The sequence below is a fragment of the Brevundimonas diminuta genome (genome assembly GCF_022654015.1).
Taxonomy (GTDB): domain Bacteria; phylum Pseudomonadota; class Alphaproteobacteria; order Caulobacterales; family Caulobacteraceae; genus Brevundimonas; species Brevundimonas diminuta_C.
Genome location: NZ_CP073063.1, coordinates 2274855 through 2293144, shown reverse-complemented (window position 1 = coordinate 2293144; position 18290 = coordinate 2274855). Strand labels below are relative to the sequence as shown.

Sequence of the window (18290 nt, the reverse complement as noted above, 5' to 3'; positions counted from 1 at the left end):
CTGCGTTAACGCTGGTCGGCCAGAGCGACCGGGCGTCAGAGGGCGCCGATGGCGTAGAATCGATCCGCGCGACGCTTCTTGATCTGCTGCGGCGTCAGGCCGTCGAAGCCCTTCAGCTCTTCGGCCAGCACGTCGCCGACATTGGCCATGGCCGTGTCGCGATCGGTATGGGCGCCGCCGACAGGCTCGTCGATCAGGCGGTCGACGATCTTCAGCTGCATCAGGTCCGGCCCGGTGATCTTCATCGCCATGGCCGCGTCCTTGGCCCGCGCGCCGTCGCGCCACAGGATGCCGGCGGCGCCCTCGGGCGAGATGACCGAATAGATCGAGTGCTCCAGCATCAGCACACGGCTGGCCGCGGCGATGGCGATGGCGCCGCCCGAACCGCCTTCGCCCGTAATGGTGGCGATGGAGGGCACGCCCAGGGTCAGGCAGCGCTCGGTCGAGCGGGCGATGGCCTCGGCCTGGCCGCGCTCCTCGGCGCCCAGGCCTGGATAGGCACCGGCGGTGTCGATGAAGCTGAGGACCGGCAGGCCGAACTGCTCGGCCATATCCATCAGGCGCACAGCCTTGCGATAGCCCTCGGGCCGCGCCATGCCGAAGTTGTGGGTGATGCGGGTCGCGGTGTCGTGACCCTTTTCGTGGCCCATGATGACGACGGGCCGGCCGCGGAACCGGGCCAGACCGCCCAGGATGGCCTGGTCGTCGCCGAACTGACGGTCACCGTGCAGCTCGTTCCAGTCGGTGAACAGGCTCTGGACGTAATCGATGAAGTGTGGGCGCTGCGGATGACGCGCGACCTGGGTCTTCATCCAGGGGTCGAGGCCGGCGTAGGTCTTCTTGCGCAGCTGTTCGGCCTTTTTGCGCAGGCCCTCGATCTCATGGTCGATGTCGCCCGAGGTGTCGGCCAGCAGCGACAGCTCCTCGATCTTGGCTTCCAGATCGGCGATCGGCTTTTCGAAGTCGAGATAGTGCGTGGCCATCAAGGCGTCCGGGAACTGTAAACGGGCGAAAGCGCCCTTGGGGAAGGCGCGCGAACCTAGAGAGGTCAACGCCGCCGGGCAAGCGGGGGTTCAGTCGTCGCGCGCCAAGGGGTGGTTTTGGTGGACGACCTGGGCCAGGCGATCGGTGGCGACGTGGGTGTAGATCTGGGTCGTGGCGATATCGACGTGGCCCAGCAGGGTCTGGACGACGCGCAGGTCCGCGCCGCCTTCCAGCAGGTGGGTGGCGAAGGCGTGGCGCAGGACGTGGGGGCTGACGCGGGCGGGGTCGATGCCGGCCGTGATCGCGGCCTCGTCCAGCAGCTGGGCGAAGCGGCGCGGGGTCAGGTGGCCGGTGCGGCCGGAGGAGGGGAAGAGCCAGGGACTGTCGGGCGCATCAGGCTTTCGCTTGGCGTCACGCGCGATGAGCCAGGCCTTGATCGCTTCGCGGGCGGCGGCATTGAGGGGGGCGAGCCGTTCCTTGCCGCCCTTGCCGCGCACGATCAGATAGGCGGGGTCGCGCCGAACGGCCTCGACTTTGAGCCCCAGCAGTTCGGACACGCGCAGGCCGGACGCGTAGGCCATCTCGACCAGGGCGACCAGGCGCAGGCCCGCCGCCGCATCGCGGGCGGCCGAGGCGGCCAGCAGGGCGTCGATCTCGACGCGGCTCAAGACCTTGGGCAGGGGCCGCCCCTGTTTGGGCGCGTCGAGGCGGCGCGAGGGATCGTCGGTGCGCCAACCCTCGGCCAGGGCGAAGCGGTAGAACTGGCGCGCGGAGGAGCGACGACGGGCGGCGGTGGCTGCGGACAGGCCGCGCCGCGACAGGTCCGCGAACCAGGTCTCGACGGCCTCGGCGTCGGCCTTCATCAGCCCGCCGGCGTCCGACAGCGCCATCTCCGCGTCCGCCAGATCGCGGCCATAGGCGGACAACGTATGGGGCGATGCGTCGCGTTCGACCGCCATCATCTCCAGAAAGGCCTCGATCTGGGGCGTCATGCGGCGATCCTCGGCCTGAACGACTGGCGCAGGGTCAGGCTTGGTGTAGAGGTTTTCTGGATCATGCCTGCCCGCGCCGCCGCCTTCGCCTTCCTCTCGACCGACCGTTCCGCCGGAGCCGCCGGATGAGGCGGCGCGCGAATCCGGGTCCGACCCGCACCATAGCCCTGGTCGGCCTGATGGGGGTGGGCAAATCGTCGGTCGGTCGTCGGCTGGCCAATCGGCTGCGACTGCCGTTTGCGGACGGGGATGTAGAGATCGAGGCGGCGGCCGGAATGACGGTTTCGGAAATCTTCGCCGCCCTGGGCGAGGCTGAGTTCCGCGCGGGCGAGGCGCGGGTGATCCGCCGCCTGCTGGAGGGGCCGCCCATCGTGCTGGCGACCGGCGGCGGGGCGATGATGAACCCGGAGACGCGGGCGCTGCTGAAGGCCAAGGCCGACACGGTCTGGCTGAGGGCCGATCTGGCGGTCATCGCGGAACGGGTGGCGCGCCGCGACACCCGGCCCCTGTTGCGCGGCAAGGACCCGCTGGAGGTGCTGACCGGCCTGGCCGAAGCCCGCTATCCCATCTACGGCGAGGCCGATGTGACCGTGGACGTCGGGCAGGGCTCGCACGGCCAGGCGGTGGACGCCATTCACAAGAACCTGCGCCGACACTGGCGCCAGAGACGACGCACGGAGACCCCGCAATGACGATCATTCCGGTCAGCGGCGGGGCCTTTGCCGCCTATGACGTCGTGGTGGGGCGCGGGCTGCTGGCGCAGGCCGGCGCACACATCGCACCGTTGGCCAAGGGGCGGACGGTCATCGTCACCGACGAGACGGTTGCGGGCATCCACGCCCAGACCCTGACCGCGTCGCTGACGGCGGCGGGCGTGACCAGCGAGATCGTGGCGGTGCCGGCAGGCGAGGGCTCCAAGTCCTTCGCCGAGCTGGAGCGCGTGCTGGACCGGCTGCTGGAGATCGGGCTGGACCGCAAGGATGTGGTCATCGCCCTGGGCGGCGGGGTCGTGGGCGATCTGGCTGGCCTGGCGGCGGCGCTGTTCATGCGCGGCATCGACTTCGTGCAGATCCCGACGACCCTGCTGGCCCAGGTCGATTCCTCCGTCGGCGGCAAGACGGCCATCGATACGCCGCGCGGCAAGAACCTGGTCGGCGCCTTTCATCAGCCGCGTCTGGTGCTGGCGGACATCGACGTGCTGGCGACGCTTCCGGAACGCCAGGTGAGGTCCGGCTGGGCCGAGGTGCTGAAGCACGGACTGATCTGCGACGCGTCGTTCTTCGACTGGCTGGCAGGCGAGGGGGCTGCGGGCGCCAAGGGCGATCCGGCGGCGCTGGAACGGGCGGTGATCCGCTCGGTCGAGATCAAGAGCGCGGTGGTCGGCGAGGACGAGAAGGAGGCGGGGCGGCGCGCCCTGCTGAATCTGGGCCACACTTTCGGCCATGCGATCGAGACCGAGGTCGGCTTCGACGAAGGGGCGCTGGCGCACGGCGAGGCGGTCGCCTTGGGCTGCTGCATGGCCTTCCGCTATTCGGCGCGCGAAGGACTGTCTTCGGCCGCCGATGTCGAACGGGTCGAAACGGTGGTCGCGGCGGCTGGGCTGCCGACGCGGCTGGATCAGGCGGGATCGTTCGCGGCCGACCGTCTGCTTGCCCTGATGGCGGGCGACAAGAAGGCCGAGGGCGGGGCGCTGACCCTGATCCTGGCGCGCGGCATCGGCCAGGCCTTTGTCGCCAAGGGCGTGGATGCGGCCAAGGTACAGGCCTTCCTGATCGAGGAAGGCGCGACCGCGTGATGCGGATCGCCGGGGTCCCGCTGGAGGACCGCTTCGTGCGGCTGGAGCCGTTCGAGGAAGGACTGAAAGCCGAGGTCAAGGCCGCGCTGGATTGCGATCCTGAGGCCTGGGACATCATGGTCGCGCCGGCCTATGGCGATCATTTCGAGGTCTGGTGGAATGCCGCGCTGGCGGCGATGCAGGCGCAGACGCGGATCGCCTATGCGGTGCGGCGGCGCTCGAACGGGGCGGTGGTCGGGACGACCAGCCTGTACGAGATCAACCCCGCCTATCGCCGCTGCGAGATCGGCTCGACCTTCTATCGGCCCGAGGCGCGGGGCGGGGCGATCAACCCGGCCTGCAAGCGGCTGTTACTCGGTCATGCCTTCGATGCGGGCGCGGTTCGGGTCGAAATCATCACCGACGCCGTCAACGCCCACAGCCAGGCCGCCATCCTGAAGCTGGGCGCCAAGGCCGAAGGCGTGCTAAGGAAGCACAAGATCACCTGGACCGGCCGGGCCCGCGACACCGCCATGTTCGCTGTCATCGACGACGACTGGCCCGAGGTGCGCCAGACGCTGGACCGGCGCTTAGCGGCGTTCGCTTAGTCCACCGCCCGGCATTCCGTCGGCTGGCGGCCTTCGACCGACCAGGTGGCGAGGACGCCTTTGCCGCGCAGTTCGACGTTGGAGGCGCGGTACCAGATGCCGTCGGCGGCGCGCTCCTGATACAGGTCGATGGCCTCGCCGGAAGAGTTGCGGATGGTGGCCATCTGGCGCGGGTTGTCGAAATCGACCGACAGGCGCTCGCCGTTGTCGCAAAGATAGACGGTGTGCACGACGCGGTTCAGGGTGCGGTCCTGGATTTCCGCGCCGGTGCGCTGGCGGGCGGTCTGGGCCTCGATGGCGCGTTCCTTGACCTCGTCGCCAGTGCGCGGCGCCTTGTCGGGATCGGCGCCGCAGGCGGTGAGGAGGGCCAGGGCGGCGAGGCCGCTGAACACGATCGACTGCGGCAGATCCGGCTTGAACAAGGTCTTTTCCCTCCACGGCCCCGCCCAACGGCGCAGCTTTTCGCGGCGTTCTAACGTGCGCCGCCTGTCGCCGTTCCCCGTCTTTGACGGAAGAAGGATTTGAGCAGCGACGACGCCTCGTCTGCCAGAAGGCCTGAGTCCGTCGTCGGGCGCCAGTGGCAGGTTGGTTGTTCGAACAGGCGTGGACCGTGGATGACAGCGCCGCCTTTGGCATCGTCGGCGGCCCACACGACGCGGCCGATGCGGGCATGGCTGATGGCGCCGGCGCACATGGCGCAGGGCTCTAGCGTCACATAGAGGGTCAGGCCGGTCAGGCGATAGTTGTCCAGCGCCGTCGCCGCGCGCCGCATGGCGACGATCTCGGCGTGGGCGGTGGGGTCGTGGGCCGCAATCGGACCGTTGGCGCCGGTCGAAATTACCTCACCTGAAGCAGGATCGACAAGAATTGCGCCCACGGGCACCTCTCCTGCGTCCGCCGCCGCTTGCGCTTGGTCCAGCGCCATGCGCATGAACCGCTCATCATGGTCCGCCATACAGACGACAACGACAAGAAGCCCCGCGCCCGTCAAGACGAACGGTCGCCCCGGCCCTTTAAATCCTCCGGTCCCCGCAAGAGCGGCGACGGGACGAGATCATTCGGCGACAAGCCGCGCGGCCCTCGCGAAGACGGCGCCAAGCGTTTCGGCGACAAGCCTGATCGGCCCCGCAGCGACCGTGCCGGCGGCAAGGACGGCAAGTCCAAGACGCCGGAAACGCCCCTGCGCGCCGAGCGAATCGCCAAGACCATGGCCCGCGCCGGCATCGCCTCGCGCCGCGAGGTCGAGCGGCTGATCGGTCTGGGCAAGGTGGCGGTCAACGGCCGCATCCTGGATACGCCAGCGACGCTGGTGACGCGCGACGACGTGATCACGGTGGACGGCAAGCCCATTGGTTCGACCCAGGCGACGCGCGTCTGGCGCTATCACAAGCCGGCGGGTCTGTTGACCAGCCATAGCGATCCGACGGGTCGCCCGACGGTGTTCGACGCCCTGCCGGCCGGTCTGCCGCGCGTGATCTCGGTCGGACGGCTCGACCTAGCGACCGAAGGCCTGCTGCTGCTTACCAACGACGGCGAGCTGAGCCGGGCGCTGGAGCTGCCCTCGACCTCGCTTGTGCGTCAATACCGGGCGCGGGCGCGGGGCAAGATCACCCAGGAACAGCTGGACGCGCTGAAGGACGGCGTGGTCGTGGACGGCGTGTCCTATGGTCCCATCGAGGCCAAGCTGGACAAGGCCAAGGAGTCCAAGTCGGAGGACGGCAAGGCGCCGGCGAACCTGTGGATCTCGGTCTCGATCACCGAGGGCAAGAACCGCGAAGTCAGAAAGGTGCTGGAGTCCGTCGGCCTGACGGTCAACCGGCTGATCCGCCTGGCTTACGGCCCGTTCCGCCTGGACGTGCTGCCGGTCGGGTCGGTGGAAGAGGTCGGGCCGCGCGTGATCCGCGAGCTGCTGGCCGACTACATCCGGCCCGAGAACCTGCCGACCGGCAATACGGTCGAGACGCCCGCGCCCATCCCCGGCCGTCGGGTGTCGACGCCCATCGTCAAGGGCCGGTCGGGTTCGGCCATGTCGGACCCGTCGCGCAAACCCAGCCGCGTCCGCGCCGCCGAGACGGCCCAGGCGGATGCGGTCGAGCGCCGCGAGCGTCCGCCCAAGAAGGAAGGCTGGGCCAAGGCCGCGCCCAAGTTCGAGCACTCCAAGAGCTTCAAGCCGCGCGAGCGCACGGCCCCGGCCGGGGACCGCCCGGCGCGTGAGGATGGAGATCGGCCCAAGCGCGCCTTCAAGCCGCGCGACGACCAGTTCATCGACGATCGGCGCGGCAAGCCCGGCGGCAAGCCGACGGGACGCGCCGGTTCCGGCCCTCGCGCAGGTGGTCCTGGCGGAAAGCCGAGCGGCGGCCGCGACTTCAAGCCTCGCACGGGCGGCGGCGGCAAGCCGGCCGGTCCATCGGGAACGAGCGGACGCGGACCCGGCGGCAAGCCCCGTTCGCCGCGCTGAGGCCTTAGCGAGCGAGGGGGACATGACCGACCAGACGGCGGACGTTGTTCCGCAAAAGGATCACAGCCTGGACCGGCTGCTGCTGTTCTCGGACGGGGTGTTCGCCATCGCCATCACCCTGCTGGCCATCGAACTGCATGTGCCCGAAGGCTGGAACGGACAGTGGGCCAGCCTGTGGGCCGAGCGGTGGCCGATGTTCACGGCCTTCGCGCTGAGCTTCGCCATCATCGGCGTGTTCTGGAACACGCACCGGCGAGTGTTCGCCCGCATGACCGGGTTCAGCAACGGGGTGATGCTGTTCAACATGCTGGCCCTGGCGGGGGTGGTGCTGATGCCGTTCGCCACGACCCTGCTCTACGAACAGCCGCGCAACGGCGAGGGGGCCTGGATCTATTTGAGCCTGGTGGCGCTGGTCGGCGTGATGCATGCCGGCGCCTATGGCTGGGCCGCCTTCGTGACCGATGCGATCCGGCCGCGGCCGCATTGGGCGGTGCGCGCCACGGTGGTCGTGACCCATGCCCTGATGCCCGGGCTGGCCTGCGCGCTGAGCTTCTTTCTGATGGCGCGGGGCGTGGGGCTGCTGGCGGCCATGACGGCGCTGGCGCTGGGTCTGTTGATCGCCGGCCGGGTCTGGGTCGGACGCCGTTTTGGCGGAACGGCCTGATGCGGATCGTCGCCGGAAGTCTGAAGGGCCGGGCCATCGTCGCGCCGGAGGGGCAGGGCACGCGTCCGACCTCGGACCGCGCGCGCCAGGCCGTGTTCAACGTGCTGGAACACGCCGCCTGGGGCGAGAGCCTGCAAGGCTTGCGGGTCATCGACCTGTACGCCGGTTCGGGCGCCCTGGGGTTCGAGGCGGTCAGCCGGGGCGCGGGCTTCTGCCTGTTCGTCGAGACGGACGACGGGGCGCGCGGCGCGATCCGTGAGAACGCCGACGCCTATGGGCTGATGGGATGCACGCGGGTGCATCGCCGAAGCGCGACGGACCTGGGCGTGCGGCCCGGCCCGATCGCCGAGGCGTTCGACCTGGCGTTTCTGGACCCGCCCTATGCCAAGGGGTTGGGGGAACAAACGCTGGCGCGGCTGATCGAGGGAAGCTGGCTCAAGCCCGGCGCCCTGGTGGTGTTCGAGCGCGGTTCCGACGAGCCGGAGATCGACACCCCCGGCTATCAGCGGCTGGACGCGCGTGACTATGGCGCAGCCAGGGTGCTGTTCCTGAAGGTTTCGCCGACAGCCGAGTGATTGGCGACGCTGCCCGTCTCTCAACGGGTGGGGGTTACAGCTTGGCGACCAAAGCTTTCGCCGCCGCCGTCACCTCGGCCCAGGTGATTTCGAAACCGTCGTCGTCGCCAAAATAGGGGTCGGCGACGGCCTGACCCTCGCGGCGGGGGACGTGGTCGAGCAGCAGGCTGAGCTCGGCGGTCGCATCGGCGGGACGCAGGCGGCGCAGGTTTTTCAGATTGTCGTGGTCCAGGGCGATGACGTGGGTGAAGCGGCGAAAGTCCGCCTGCGTCACCTGCCGCGCCTTCAACCCCGAAATCTCGACCCCATGACGTCGCGCCGTCGCCTGCGCCCGCGGGTCCGGCGCCTCGCCCGCATGCCAGTCCCCGGTCCCGGCGGAATCGACGATCAGGTCGAGCCGGAGCCGCTCAGCCTCGGCGCGCAGGGCGGCCTCGGCGAGGGGAGAGCGACAGATGTTGCCGAGGCAGACGAAGAGGATGGAGGGCGGTCCCCGGTGGCTGCTCATCAGTTTTGGTTGGCGAATTGTAATTTTACAATCCGTCGGTCCAAATATCCCGAATTCACGCCGGATAAAGACTCTACATCCGCCATGTTCATGGAGAGAGAGCTTTCAATCTGCTCTCTCGTGAAAACGCCATGCTCAACAAGCATCTCAATTCCCTGTTGCAAGACGTTGGGTTTGGCTACGGGGAAATAATCGTCAAGAGGTTCTACTTTTCTAATCTTTCGGGCGTTCATCTGCCTAAATATGTACGAGAACTGATTTTCTGAGAGGATGTTCAGGTCGCGGCATCGATAAGCCATTGCGACGATAGATACTCCCCAGCGCTCTTTGAGAGCTAAGAAATAGTCAATCGAAGTTCCAAGTACCTCTCGGCTAAACGACTCTGATGGCATGAGGAATGCACTCGCGAACCGGTTAGCTTGTCGCTCGATTCGATCTAGATTGTCAGAGTTGATCTCGACATCAGAGTGCATAACCAAGTGTCCAAGCTCGTGTGCGAGATTGAACTTGTCTCTTGGCCCGCTTGTGACTTCGGCTGATAGGAGAATAAAGGCTCGGCCCCCGATCCAGCAACTAACGGCATCCATATCTAAGCAGTCAACGCGTTCTCGAACTAAAATCACGCCATGTCGTTCGAGAACTTCTGCAAGATCGCGGATGGGGCCTCTTCCCAAATTCCAATGATCTCTAAGGGCTTCGGCAGCAGCTTCGATTTCTTCAACGTCGTCTCGATCAGCGTCGAACCATACGGTCGGTAAGCTAAGCTGTGGCAAGTCTATGAACCGGCTTATCATAGTTGTAATGTCGCCAGCCCATTGCAGGCGACGAATGATACGCTTGCGCTGCTGCTGCTCCATTCGCTTCAGGCTGCGGAAGAAGGGTGACTTAGGTTCTCCGGCACGCGAGGGCATTGTGGTAAAGAATGCCACAGGTTGGGCAGTCTCAACCACAATCTTTCTCATAACCTCTCCGCTTGGAGAGGCTTGGCCTGTTTCATATTGAGCGACAGCTTGGCGCGTGACGCCCAACCGTTCAGCGAAAATCTCTGCGCTATAGCCGCGCGCTTCCCGCGCCTCTCGGATACGCTCCGGGATAGGCTTGGCTGTCTGCCTTTCGGTCCCAGCACCGACACTCATGAAAATCACTCAGTCTTCTTAGCGTTATCGCTGTCCTCGCTTTTCTGAAGCGATTCCTCAATGTGCTCGCGGAAACGAAGGCGCATAGCCTTGGTAGGGGCTTCCGGCTCTTTTGCTGTTGCCGAGTTGCGTGCCGCCCGCTCGATTACATTGATCCGAGCCAACCATTCATCGCGCGTCGCTTTTGGCATTGCCCAACAAACGTGACCCAAAGAGGAGCCTTCAACGCCGAAGGTCAACCAAGCGTAGCAGTTCGCTAGATTTTCCGTGCCTGGCAACAGAACAACGTTGTCAGCAAACAAGTCCAACTGGTTTGAATGTCGCTGATCTTGTCGAGTGGGAGTGTCCTCAGGGAAGGCGGCTGGTCCATCGGCTCGGCAAATGTGAGCACGGAAATTGCCAGAATGAAGTTCGACCCAATGGCCGCCCCCCCGAGGCATTCGGTCAATCGACGAATTGAAAGGGAGATCTCCATTTTTGCAGAGTTCATGGATGCGGAAAAGGACCGCCGCACGTCTGAGATGGCCGCGCAAATCACGTCCCACAGGCGTCGCGAGAAACAGTTCATTCTCAAGTGCAGCGTTTGCCAGAAGGACGCCCTGTTTAACTCCTAGAATGACAGCCGCATCAGTCGATGCGGGAAAGGCGTCTTCAAGTTGAGATTGGAAGACTGACACGAGTGCTCCTCTGCTTCGCTGTGCAAGGGAATTCCCGAAAATGGTATCTCGCGTCAAGTGGATTCCTGATCGAGCTTAAAAATGTGTCGAATTTCCTCACCGTCTCCCGAACAGCTTCTCCAGATCGTGCAGCTTCAGCTCCACATAGGTCGGGCGGCCGTGGTTGCATTGGCCGGAGTGGGGGGTGGCTTCCATCTGGCGGAGCAGGGCGTTCATCTCCGGCGCCGAGAGGACGCGGCCTGAGCGGACGCTGCCGTGGCAGGCCATGGTTCCGCAGATGGCGGCGAGACGTTCCTTGAGCGACAGGGCCTGGCCGTGTTCGGACAGGTCGTCGGCGATGTCGCGGATCAGGCCCTGAACATCCGTATCGCCCAGCATGGCCGGGGTCTCGCGCACCAGGACGGCGCCGGCGCCGAAGGCCTCGACGATCAGGCCCATCTCGGCCAGTTCCTCGGCCCGCCCGGCGACGCGCTCGGCCTCGGCGGGGTCCAGATCGACCACCTCGGGCGTCAGCAGGGCCTGGCGGGTCACGGACCCCTCGGCCATCTGGGCCTTCATCCGTTCATAGACCAGCCGCTCATGCGCCGCGTGCTGATCGACGATGACCAGGCCGTCGCGGGTCTGGGCGACGATGTAGTTGGCGTGGAGCTGCCCCCGCGCGGCGCCCAGGGGGTAGTCAAGGGGGTCGGCCGGAGCGTGAGCGGTGAATCGTGGCTCGTGACTGATCGGGGAGGCATCGGCGGATGGCGACGGCCATGCGGGGCCGTCCCAGCTGGGTTCGACGCGGGCGCTGCGTTCGTTGAGGCCGGGGAGAACTTGCGCGGCCGCAGCGGGCTGGGACCAGCCGGTCCAGCCGCTGAAGCCTTGCGCCGACGGGGCGCTGGGGCTGTAGGCGGGGCCGGATGCGACACCGGTGTGGGGCTGAAAACCCGACAGGGCGTCGGCCGCGACGGTTGTCGAGGCGCGATGGCCGGCGGCGTGGAGCGCGTGCCGCAGGGCGCCGACGATCAGGCCGCGCACCAGGGCCGGATCGCGGAACCGGACCTCGGCCTTGGCGGGGTGGACGTTGACGTCGACATAGAGCGGATCGATGTCGAGAAACAGGACGGCGGCCGGATGCCGGTCGCGCGCCAGAAAGTCGGCGTAGGCCCCGCGCAGGGCGCCTTGCAGCAGCCGGTCCTTCACCGGGCGGCCGTTGACGAACAGATACTGATGCGCCGCATTGCCGCGCGAATAGGTGGGCAGGCCCGCATAGCCCGACAGGCGCACGCCGTCGCGTTCCTGATCGATCAACAGGGCGTTGGCCTCGAAGTCGCGGCCCAGCAGGGCGGACAGCCGCTTCAGCCGGCCTTCGTCGCCGGGGTGTTCGGCGGGCAGGCGCAGGGTGACCTTGCCGTCCAGCGACAGGGTGAAGGCGACGGCCTCGTGCGCCATGGCCTGGCGCTTGATCTCCTCTGAGATGGCCATGGCCTCGGACCGCTCGGACTTCATGAACTTGAGCCGGGCGGGGGTGGCGTAGAAGAGGTCGCGCACCTCGACCCGCGCGCCGTGCGGGCCGGGGAAGGGGGCGGGGGCCAGGGGACGGGTCTCGCCGCCCTCGACCGTGATGGCCCAGGCGTCGGTTTCGTCGCGGGATCGGGTGGTGATCGACAGGCGGGCGACCGAGCCAATCGAAGGCAGGGCCTCGCCCCGGAAGCCCAGGGTGTGGATGCGCAGCAGGTCGACGTCGCCGGCGTCGTCCGGCTCAAGCTTGGAGGTGGCGTGGCGCTCGATGGCCAGCGGCAGTTCCTCGCGCGGAATGCCCTTGCCGTCGTCGGCGATCAGGATGCGCGACAGGCCGCCGCCGTCGGCCTGGATCTCGATGTTGCGGCCGCCGGCGTCCAGGGCGTTCTCGACCAGTTCCTTGATGGCGCTGGCCGGCCGCTCGACCACCTCGCCGGCGGCGATGCGGTTGACGGTTTCGGGGGAAAGGCGGCGGATGGGCATGAGCAGGTGAAGATAGGGCGCGGGGGGGATTCGCGCCATGCACGATCCTTTCCCTCTCCCGTTGGGAGAGGGTGGCCCGAAGGGCCGGGTGAGGGTCGGGCGGTGGGCCAGTTCGCAACACCGCGACCCTCACCCTTTCGCGCGCAGGCCGATCGCTGACGCTCTCGGGCGCTCAAGCCCTCTCCCAACGGGAGGGGGATCAGTCTTCGGTCTTGGACTTGGCGGCCTTCTTCGCCGGAGCCTTCTTGGCGGCTGGTTTCTTGGCGGCGGCCTTTTTCGGAGCGGCGGCCTTCTTGGCGGGCGCCTTCTTCTTGGGCGCGGCGCCGGCCTTGGCGGCCAGAAGAGGCAGGGCGTCTTCCAGGGTCAGGTCTTCGGGCGCCGTGCCCTTCGGCAGGGTGGCGTTGATCTTGCCGGACTTGACGTAAGGGCCGAAGCGGCCGGCCATGACGTGGATCGGCTCGCCCGTTTCCGGGTGGGCGCCCAGGTCCTTGAGCGGAGCCGCAGCCGCGCCGCGGCCGGGACGACCGGCGCGCTTTTCCGCCAGCAGGGCGACGGCGCGGTTCAGGCCGACTTCGAACACCTCGTCGATGTCAGACACATTGGCGTAGGTGCCGGCGTGCAGGACGAAGGGTCCGTAACGGCCCAGGCCCGCCGTGATCATCTTGCCGTCCTCGGGGTGGACCCCGACCTCGCGCGGCAGGGCCAGCAGGCGCAGGGCCTGGTCCAGAGTCAGGGAGGCCGGCGACCAGCCCTTGGGCAGGGACGAGCGTTTGGGCTTGTCGCCCTCGGGCGGCGTGATTTCGACATAGGGGCCGAAGCGGCCGATCTTCAGCTGGACCGGCTGGCCCGTCTCCGGATCGACGCCCAGTTCGCGATCACCGCTCTCGGCCGAGCCGTCCTCAGCCGACGGACTGGCGACGGGACGGGTGTATTTGCACTCGGGATAGCGATCGCAGCCGATGAAGGCGCCGAAGCGGCTGGTCTTCAGGCTAAGCTGACCCTGGTGGCACAGGGGGCACTCGCGCGGATCAGTCCCGTCGCCCTTGTCCGGGAAGATGTGGGCGCCCAAGCTTTCGTTCAGGGCGTCCAGAATGGCGGTGGTGCGCAGTTCGCCGGCGGCTTGGGTCGCGGCGTGGAAGTCCTGCCAGAAGTTGCGCAGCAGCACCTTCCAGTCCAGCTGACCGGCCGAGACCTCGTCGAGCTGGGTCTCCAGCGCGGCGGTGAAGTCGTATTCGACCCACTTCCTGAAGAACTGCTCCAGGAAGGCCGTGACCAGCCGTCCCTTGTCCTCGGGATAGAAGCGGTTCTTGTCGACGCGGACGTATTCGCGGTCGCGCAGGGTCGACAGGGTCGAGGCGTAGGTCGAGGGTCGGCCGATGCCCAGCTCTTCCAGCTTCTTGACCAGGGTGGCTTCCGAATAGCGCGGGGGCGGTTCGGTGAAATGCTGGTCGGTGCGGATGGCGTCGACCTTGGCCTTGGCGCCTTCCTTCAGAGACGGCAGGCGGCTGGTGTCGTCGCTCTCGTCGTCTTCGGCGCCCTTCTGCTTTTCGTCGCGGCCTTCCTCATAGACGGCGAGGAAGCCGTCGAAGGTGACGACCTGGCCGGTGGCGCGCAGACCCGTCTGGCCGTCGGCGGTCTCGATGTCGACGGTGGTGCGGTCCATCCGGGCCGCCTCCATCTGCGAGGCGACCATCCGTTTCCAGATCAGTTCATAGAGGCGCTGAAGATCGGATTCGAGGCGCAGGCTGTCGGGATGGCGGGCGATGTTGGTCGGCCGGATCGCTTCGTGCGCTTCCTGAGCATTCTTGGCCTTGGTCTTGTAGTAGCGCGGTTCTTGCGGGACGAAGGCCGGGCCGAACGCTTGGCTGATGACCTCGCGCGCCTGGGCGATGCCCTCCGGCGTGGTCTGGACGCCGTCGGTCCGCATATAGGTGATCAGGCCGCCGGTCTCGTCGACGCCTTCATACAGTTTCTGCGCCGCCTGCATGGTGCGCTGGGCCGAGAAGCCGAGCTTGCGCGCCGCTTCCTGCTGCAGGGTCGAGGTGGTGAAGGGCGGGGCCGGATTGCGGCGAACGGGCTTCTTTTCGACCGCATTGATGGTGAAGTCGCCGGCGGCGATGGCCGCGCGGGCGGCGGAAGCCGTCGCCTCGTCCTTGATGTCCAGACGCTGGATGCGCTTGCCGGCGTGCTTGACCAGGCGAGCGGTGAAGGGCGGGCTGTCGGCGTTCAGGTCGGCCTCGATAGACCAGTATTCCTGAGCCTTGAACTTCTCGATCTCCATCTCGCGATCGACGACGATGCGCAGCGCCACGGATTGGACGCGGCCGGCCGAGCGGGCGCCCGGCAGCTTGCGCCACAGGACTGGCGAGAGGGTGAAGCCGACGAGGTAGTCCAGCGCGCGGCGGGCCAGATAGGCTTCGACCAGCTCCATGTCGATCTGACGCGGATTGGCCATGGCGTCGAGCACGGCGGACTTGGTGATGGCGTTGAAGGTGACGCGTTCGACGTGGGTGTCCTTCAGCGCCTTCTTCTTGTTCAGCACTTCCAGCACGTGCCAGCTGATGGCCTCCCCTTCGCGGTCGGGGTCGGTCGCCAGGATGACGCGGTCGGCGCGCTTGGCTGCCTCGGCGATTTCGGACAGGCGTTTGGCGCCCTTGGCGTCGGCTTCCCAATGCATGGAGAAGTCGTCGTCGGGCAGGACCGAGCCATCCTTGGACGGCAGATCGCGCACGTGGCCGTACGAGGCCAGGACCTCATAGTCCGAGCCCAAATACTTATTGATGGTCTTGGCCTTTGCGGGGCTCTCGACGATGACGAGGTTCATAACGGTCCGGTCTCGGGAAGGGGCGCGAACGTGGTTGGAGCGGAGCCGTGAGTCAATCGCACCTGCCGTCTTACATCTCTAGATAGTGCTTTCGATGCTAAATAGTTGTGCTACTTTCTCGCTGAGATTGATCCGTCTCTCAGAGGAGGTGCGACATTGGGTAAGACGCAACCTAACCACGACGTTCACGGTGAGGCCGACATGAAGCTTTTTGCTGTAAGGGAATACATCGGCACCATGGCGCTGGAAATGGCGCGGCTGGCGCGGGAAGAAGGCGACGTGCGGCTGGCCGTCTTGCTGGAACAGGCGGCGGCCGTGGCGGGTCATCCGCCGGCCTAGAGCGAAGCGAGACCTCCGGCCAGCAGGTCGGCGCGGCCGGTCAGGCTGAGCTCCAGCAGGGCGGCGGCGACCTGGGACACCGGGGCGTTCAGGGCGCGGGCGATCTCGTCGCGCGGCGTCGGGGTTGGCGACAGCAGGGCGGCGACGCGGTCGAGTAAGGCGTCGTCGAGGTCGCCGTCGAATCGCAACGGATCGGCAGGCGGCTCGCGAAGGGTGCGCAGGGTGTTGAAGGCGCGGTCGATGTCCTCGATCCCCTCGCACAGGATGGCGCCCTGACGCAGCAGTTCGTTCGGACCGCGCGCGCGGGGATCCAGCGGCGATCCGGGCACGGCGAAGACATCGCGGCCCTGTTCGGCGGCGAGACGAGCGGTGATCAGGGAACCGGACCGGACCTCGGCTTCAACGACCACAACCCCGCGCGACAGGCCCGAGATGATGCGGTTGCGGCGCGGGAAATCGCGCGCCTGGGCGCGAGCGCCGACCGGGCTTTCGGAGACGACGCAGCCTTGTTCCGTCAGGCGGGCGTAGAGGTCGGCGTGTTCGGACGGATAGATGTCGTTCACCCCGCCCCCCAGGACCGCGACGGTCCCGGTCGCCAGGGCGCCTTCGTGGGCGGCGGCGTCGATGCCGCGCGCCATGCCCGAGACGACGATATGGCCGGCCTGACCGAGTTGCTGCGCCAGACCGCGTGCGATCCGCTGGCCGCCCGCCGAGGCGATGCGGGCGCCGACGATGGCGACGCTGGGCTGGTTCAGCAGATCGACGCGACCGCGCGTCCACAAAATCGGCGGCGGCGGATCGAGCGCGGCGAGCATCTCGGGATATTCGGGATCGCCCAGCACCAGCAGGCGGGCTCCGATGGCGTCGCCGGCGGCGATTTCGCGTTCGACCGTCTCGACGGGCGGCGGAACGGAGGCGGCGCCGAACTTGCGCACCAGATCGGGCAGGGTGTCCAGCGCACTGAGGGCCGAGCCGTAGCGGCCGATCAGTTGGGTGAAGGCGACGGGGCCGATGCGGTCGGTGCGGGCGAGCCGCAGCCGGGCGAGGCGTTCGGCCGGGTCCAGGCTCACGCCTTCTTGGCCCCGATGCGCGGTTCCTCGCCCTTAAGCAGCCGGGCGATGTTCTGGTGATGTCGAACCCAGATCAGGATAGCGGCGAAGACGGTCAGGGTGAGGATGGGCAGGCTGACCGGCAGGCCGACGACAGCGAGCGGCAGAAGGGCCAGCAGCGGCGCGGTCGCCGATGAAATGAGCGCCGCCAGCGACGAATAGCGGAACAGGAAGGCGCAGAGCAGCCAGACCGCCCCCGCCATCAGGCCCAGCGGCCAGGCGGCGGCCAGCAGCAGGCCATAGAAGGTGGCGACGCCCTTGCCGCCCTTGAAGCCCAGCCAGACGGGAAAGAGGTGGCCCAGGAAGGCCGCGCCGCCGGCGATGGCGCCGGCCAGTTCGCTGCCGAATAGATGACGGGCGATCAGCAGGGCGACCGCGCCCTTGCCGGCGTCCAGAAGCAGGGTGGCCAGGGCAAGATCCTTGCGGCCGGTGCGAAGGACATTGGTCGCGCCGATATTGCCCGAGCCGATATTGCGCACGTCGCCGGCGCCGGCTGCACGCGTGATCACCACGCCGAACGGAACCGAGCCGAGCAGATAGCCGCCCAGCGCCACCAGCGCCAAGGTCCCGAAAGCTGGGGCCACTAGATCCTGCACGTTGATTCGCTCCCCGCGTGTCGTTGCGGCAAAATGCGTCGCGGGGCGGTCGGGAGCAAGGGCGATCCGACCTCTTGACCCGATGATCGGCGCAGCGTTTGGTCCGCGCGTCTTTCCGGAGCCGATCCATGACCCGTATTTCCGCCGCCGCCGCGACCCTGCTGCTGCTTTCGACGACAGGTTGCGTGGGCGCTCCGCCGGTGGCGTCTGCGCCGCCCTCGGGTCCGGCGATGGCGGCCTATTTCGACTGCGTGCGGGACGGCGGCGTGGCGATTTCGGCGCACCGGGCGGTTTCGGCGCTGGACCAGCCAGAGAACTCCATCGCCGCCATCGAGGCGACAGGCCGGGCGATCCCCAATGCGATCCTGGAGCTGGACGCGGTCCTGACCAAGGACCGTCAGCTGGTTCTGATGCATGACGACACCATGGACCGGACGACCACGGGGCGCGGGCGGGTCGCGGACCTGACGCTGGCCCAGGTGAAACAGGCGCGGCTGAAGGCGTCGAACGGCGCCTTGACGCGCGCCGCGCCGCCGACGCTGGGCGAGGCGCTGGACGCCGCCGGACGCGTGGGCGCCATCGCCAGCATCGACCTGAAGCCTGCCGACGGCGAAACCACGGTCGATCTGGCGCGAGCCGTGATCGATCAGGTGCGCCAGTCGCGGGCCGGAAACCGGGTGATCCTGATCACCTATAATGACGCCGATGCGCGGGCGGTGGCGGCTATGGCGCCGGAGATGATGATCTCGGCCGGGTTAAGCGGCGTGGATAACCTGAGCGGGCTGAACCCGGCGCAGATCCTGGCCTGGACCGGCACGCGCGAGGAGCGTCCGGCGCTGTGGCGCGCCCTGCGTGAGGCCGGGGTCGAGGTTCAGTTCGGCACATTGGGCGCCGAGGGCATGCGCCGCGACGACCGCTACGCCGCCGATGGCGACGTTTCGGAATACCGCGATCTGGTGCGCCAGGGCGTGACCGTCATCGCCACCGACACGCCGCTGGCCGTCAAGTCGGTGCTGGGCGCCGAGGTGGCCAAGGCCGCGACGTGCGCGCGGCCGCGCTGAGC

Annotated in this window: 19 protein-coding genes; 8 read left to right on the top strand and 11 right to left on the bottom strand. The window is 67.5% G+C overall.

Annotation, left to right across the window (positions count from 1 at the left end; genetic code table 11):
* Window positions 1–35: 35 nt before the first annotated feature.
* Together KAK88_RS11415 and KAK88_RS11410 are read right to left on the bottom strand one after the other, a co-directional pair.
* Entirely contained in the window at window positions 36–983 is a 948-nt protein-coding gene (locus KAK88_RS11415) for an acetyl-CoA carboxylase carboxyltransferase subunit alpha (protein WP_242076734.1), read from the bottom strand.
* Between the two features lie 90 nt (window positions 984–1073).
* Window positions 1074–1976, bottom strand: coding sequence for a site-specific tyrosine recombinase XerD (locus tag KAK88_RS11410; protein ID WP_242076733.1), 903 nt, complete (start codon window positions 1974–1976; stop codon window positions 1074–1076).
* Between the two features lie 125 nt (window positions 1977–2101).
* Between KAK88_RS11410 and KAK88_RS11405 the strand changes: the two genes are divergently transcribed.
* Genes KAK88_RS11405 through KAK88_RS11395 form a run of 3 tightly spaced genes read left to right on the top strand, consistent with a single transcriptional unit; the run spans window position 2102 to window position 4358 of the window.
* Window positions 2102–2668, top strand: a complete 567-nt coding sequence (locus KAK88_RS11405; RefSeq protein ID WP_165117140.1) for a shikimate kinase — start codon at window positions 2102–2104, stop codon at window positions 2666–2668.
* Complete coding sequence (gene aroB / locus KAK88_RS11400) at window positions 2665–3771, top strand: 3-dehydroquinate synthase (RefSeq protein ID WP_242076732.1); 1107 nt, start codon at window positions 2665–2667, stop codon at window positions 3769–3771. The genes KAK88_RS11405 and aroB overlap by 4 nt, the downstream gene beginning before the upstream one ends.
* Complete coding sequence (locus KAK88_RS11395) at window positions 3771–4358, top strand: GNAT family N-acetyltransferase (RefSeq protein ID WP_242078595.1); 588 nt, start codon at window positions 3771–3773, stop codon at window positions 4356–4358. The genes aroB and KAK88_RS11395 overlap by 1 nt, the downstream gene beginning before the upstream one ends.
* Here KAK88_RS11395 and KAK88_RS11390 read toward each other — a convergent pair.
* Window positions 4355–4780, bottom strand: coding sequence for an MliC family protein (locus tag KAK88_RS11390; protein ID WP_084140420.1), 426 nt, complete (start codon window positions 4778–4780; stop codon window positions 4355–4357). The two genes, KAK88_RS11395 and KAK88_RS11390, sit on opposite strands and share 4 nt — an antisense overlap.
* Window positions 4781–4830: 50 nt before the next feature.
* A complete protein-coding gene (gene tadA, locus KAK88_RS11385; protein ID WP_242078594.1) occupies window positions 4831–5289 on the bottom strand; it encodes a tRNA adenosine(34) deaminase TadA in 459 nt (152 codons plus the stop codon).
* Between the two features lie 12 nt (window positions 5290–5301).
* Between tadA and KAK88_RS11380 the strand changes: the two genes are divergently transcribed.
* The 3 genes from KAK88_RS11380 to rsmD are packed head-to-tail and all read left to right on the top strand — an operon-like array spanning window position 5302 to window position 8055.
* Window positions 5302–6816, top strand: coding sequence for a pseudouridine synthase (locus KAK88_RS11380; RefSeq protein ID WP_242076731.1), 1515 nt, complete (start codon window positions 5302–5304; stop codon window positions 6814–6816).
* A gap of 22 nt (window positions 6817–6838) precedes the next feature.
* Entirely contained in the window at window positions 6839–7480 is a 642-nt protein-coding gene (locus KAK88_RS11375) for a TMEM175 family protein (protein WP_242076730.1), read from the top strand.
* Entirely contained in the window at window positions 7480–8055 is a 576-nt protein-coding gene (rsmD, locus tag KAK88_RS11370; RefSeq protein ID WP_242076729.1) for a 16S rRNA (guanine(966)-N(2))-methyltransferase RsmD, read from the top strand. Before KAK88_RS11375 ends, rsmD begins: the two co-directional genes overlap by 1 nt.
* Before the next feature lie 34 nt (window positions 8056–8089).
* On the opposite strand, the gene KAK88_RS11365 is transcribed toward rsmD, so the two are convergent.
* The 5 genes from KAK88_RS11365 to topA all read right to left on the bottom strand — a co-directional run bounded on the left by KAK88_RS11365 (window position 8090) and on the right by topA (window position 15183).
* On the bottom strand, window positions 8090–8560 hold the full coding sequence (locus KAK88_RS11365; protein ID WP_242076728.1) for a low molecular weight protein-tyrosine-phosphatase: 471 nt from the start codon (window positions 8558–8560) through the stop codon (window positions 8090–8092).
* Window positions 8560–9696 carry an XRE family transcriptional regulator gene (locus tag KAK88_RS11360; protein WP_242078593.1) on the bottom strand — a complete coding sequence of 379 codons (1137 nt, stop codon included), beginning with the start codon at window positions 9694–9696 and terminating at the stop codon, window positions 8560–8562. Before KAK88_RS11360 ends, KAK88_RS11365 begins: the two co-directional genes overlap by 1 nt.
* 5 nt (window positions 9697–9701) lie before the next feature.
* The gene (locus KAK88_RS11355) at window positions 9702–10373 is read right to left on the bottom strand and encodes a hypothetical protein (protein WP_242076727.1); all 672 of its coding nucleotides are present in this window, start codon (window positions 10371–10373) and stop codon (window positions 9702–9704) included.
* A gap of 96 nt (window positions 10374–10469) precedes the next feature.
* Complete coding sequence (gene mutL, locus KAK88_RS11350) at window positions 10470–12359, bottom strand: DNA mismatch repair endonuclease MutL (protein WP_242078592.1); 1890 nt, start codon at window positions 12357–12359, stop codon at window positions 10470–10472.
* Window positions 12360–12558: 199 nt separating this feature from the next.
* Entirely contained in the window at window positions 12559–15183 is a 2625-nt protein-coding gene (gene topA, locus KAK88_RS11345) for a type I DNA topoisomerase (protein WP_242076726.1), read from the bottom strand.
* 201 nt (window positions 15184–15384) lie between these two features.
* Here topA and KAK88_RS11340 point away from each other — a divergent pair, with 201 nt between their 5' ends.
* Window positions 15385–15522: a hypothetical protein gene (locus KAK88_RS11340; protein WP_242076725.1), complete on the top strand. Its 138-nt coding sequence runs from the start codon at window positions 15385–15387 to the stop codon at window positions 15520–15522.
* Here the strand turns inward: KAK88_RS11340 and dprA are convergent.
* Window positions 15519–16592 carry a DNA-processing protein DprA gene (gene dprA, locus KAK88_RS11335; RefSeq protein WP_242076724.1) on the bottom strand — a complete coding sequence of 358 codons (1074 nt, stop codon included), beginning with the start codon at window positions 16590–16592 and terminating at the stop codon, window positions 15519–15521. The genes KAK88_RS11340 and dprA overlap by 4 nt on opposite strands.
* Window positions 16589–17227, bottom strand: a complete 639-nt coding sequence (gene plsY, locus KAK88_RS11330; RefSeq protein ID WP_242076723.1) for a glycerol-3-phosphate 1-O-acyltransferase PlsY — start codon at window positions 17225–17227, stop codon at window positions 16589–16591. Before plsY ends, dprA begins: the two co-directional genes overlap by 4 nt.
* A 128-nt stretch (window positions 17228–17355) precedes the next feature.
* Here plsY and KAK88_RS11325 point away from each other — a divergent pair, with 128 nt between their 5' ends.
* A complete protein-coding gene (locus tag KAK88_RS11325; RefSeq protein ID WP_242076722.1) occupies window positions 17356–18288 on the top strand; it encodes a glycerophosphodiester phosphodiesterase family protein in 933 nt (310 codons plus the stop codon).
* Window positions 18289–18290: the final 2 nt, after the last annotated feature.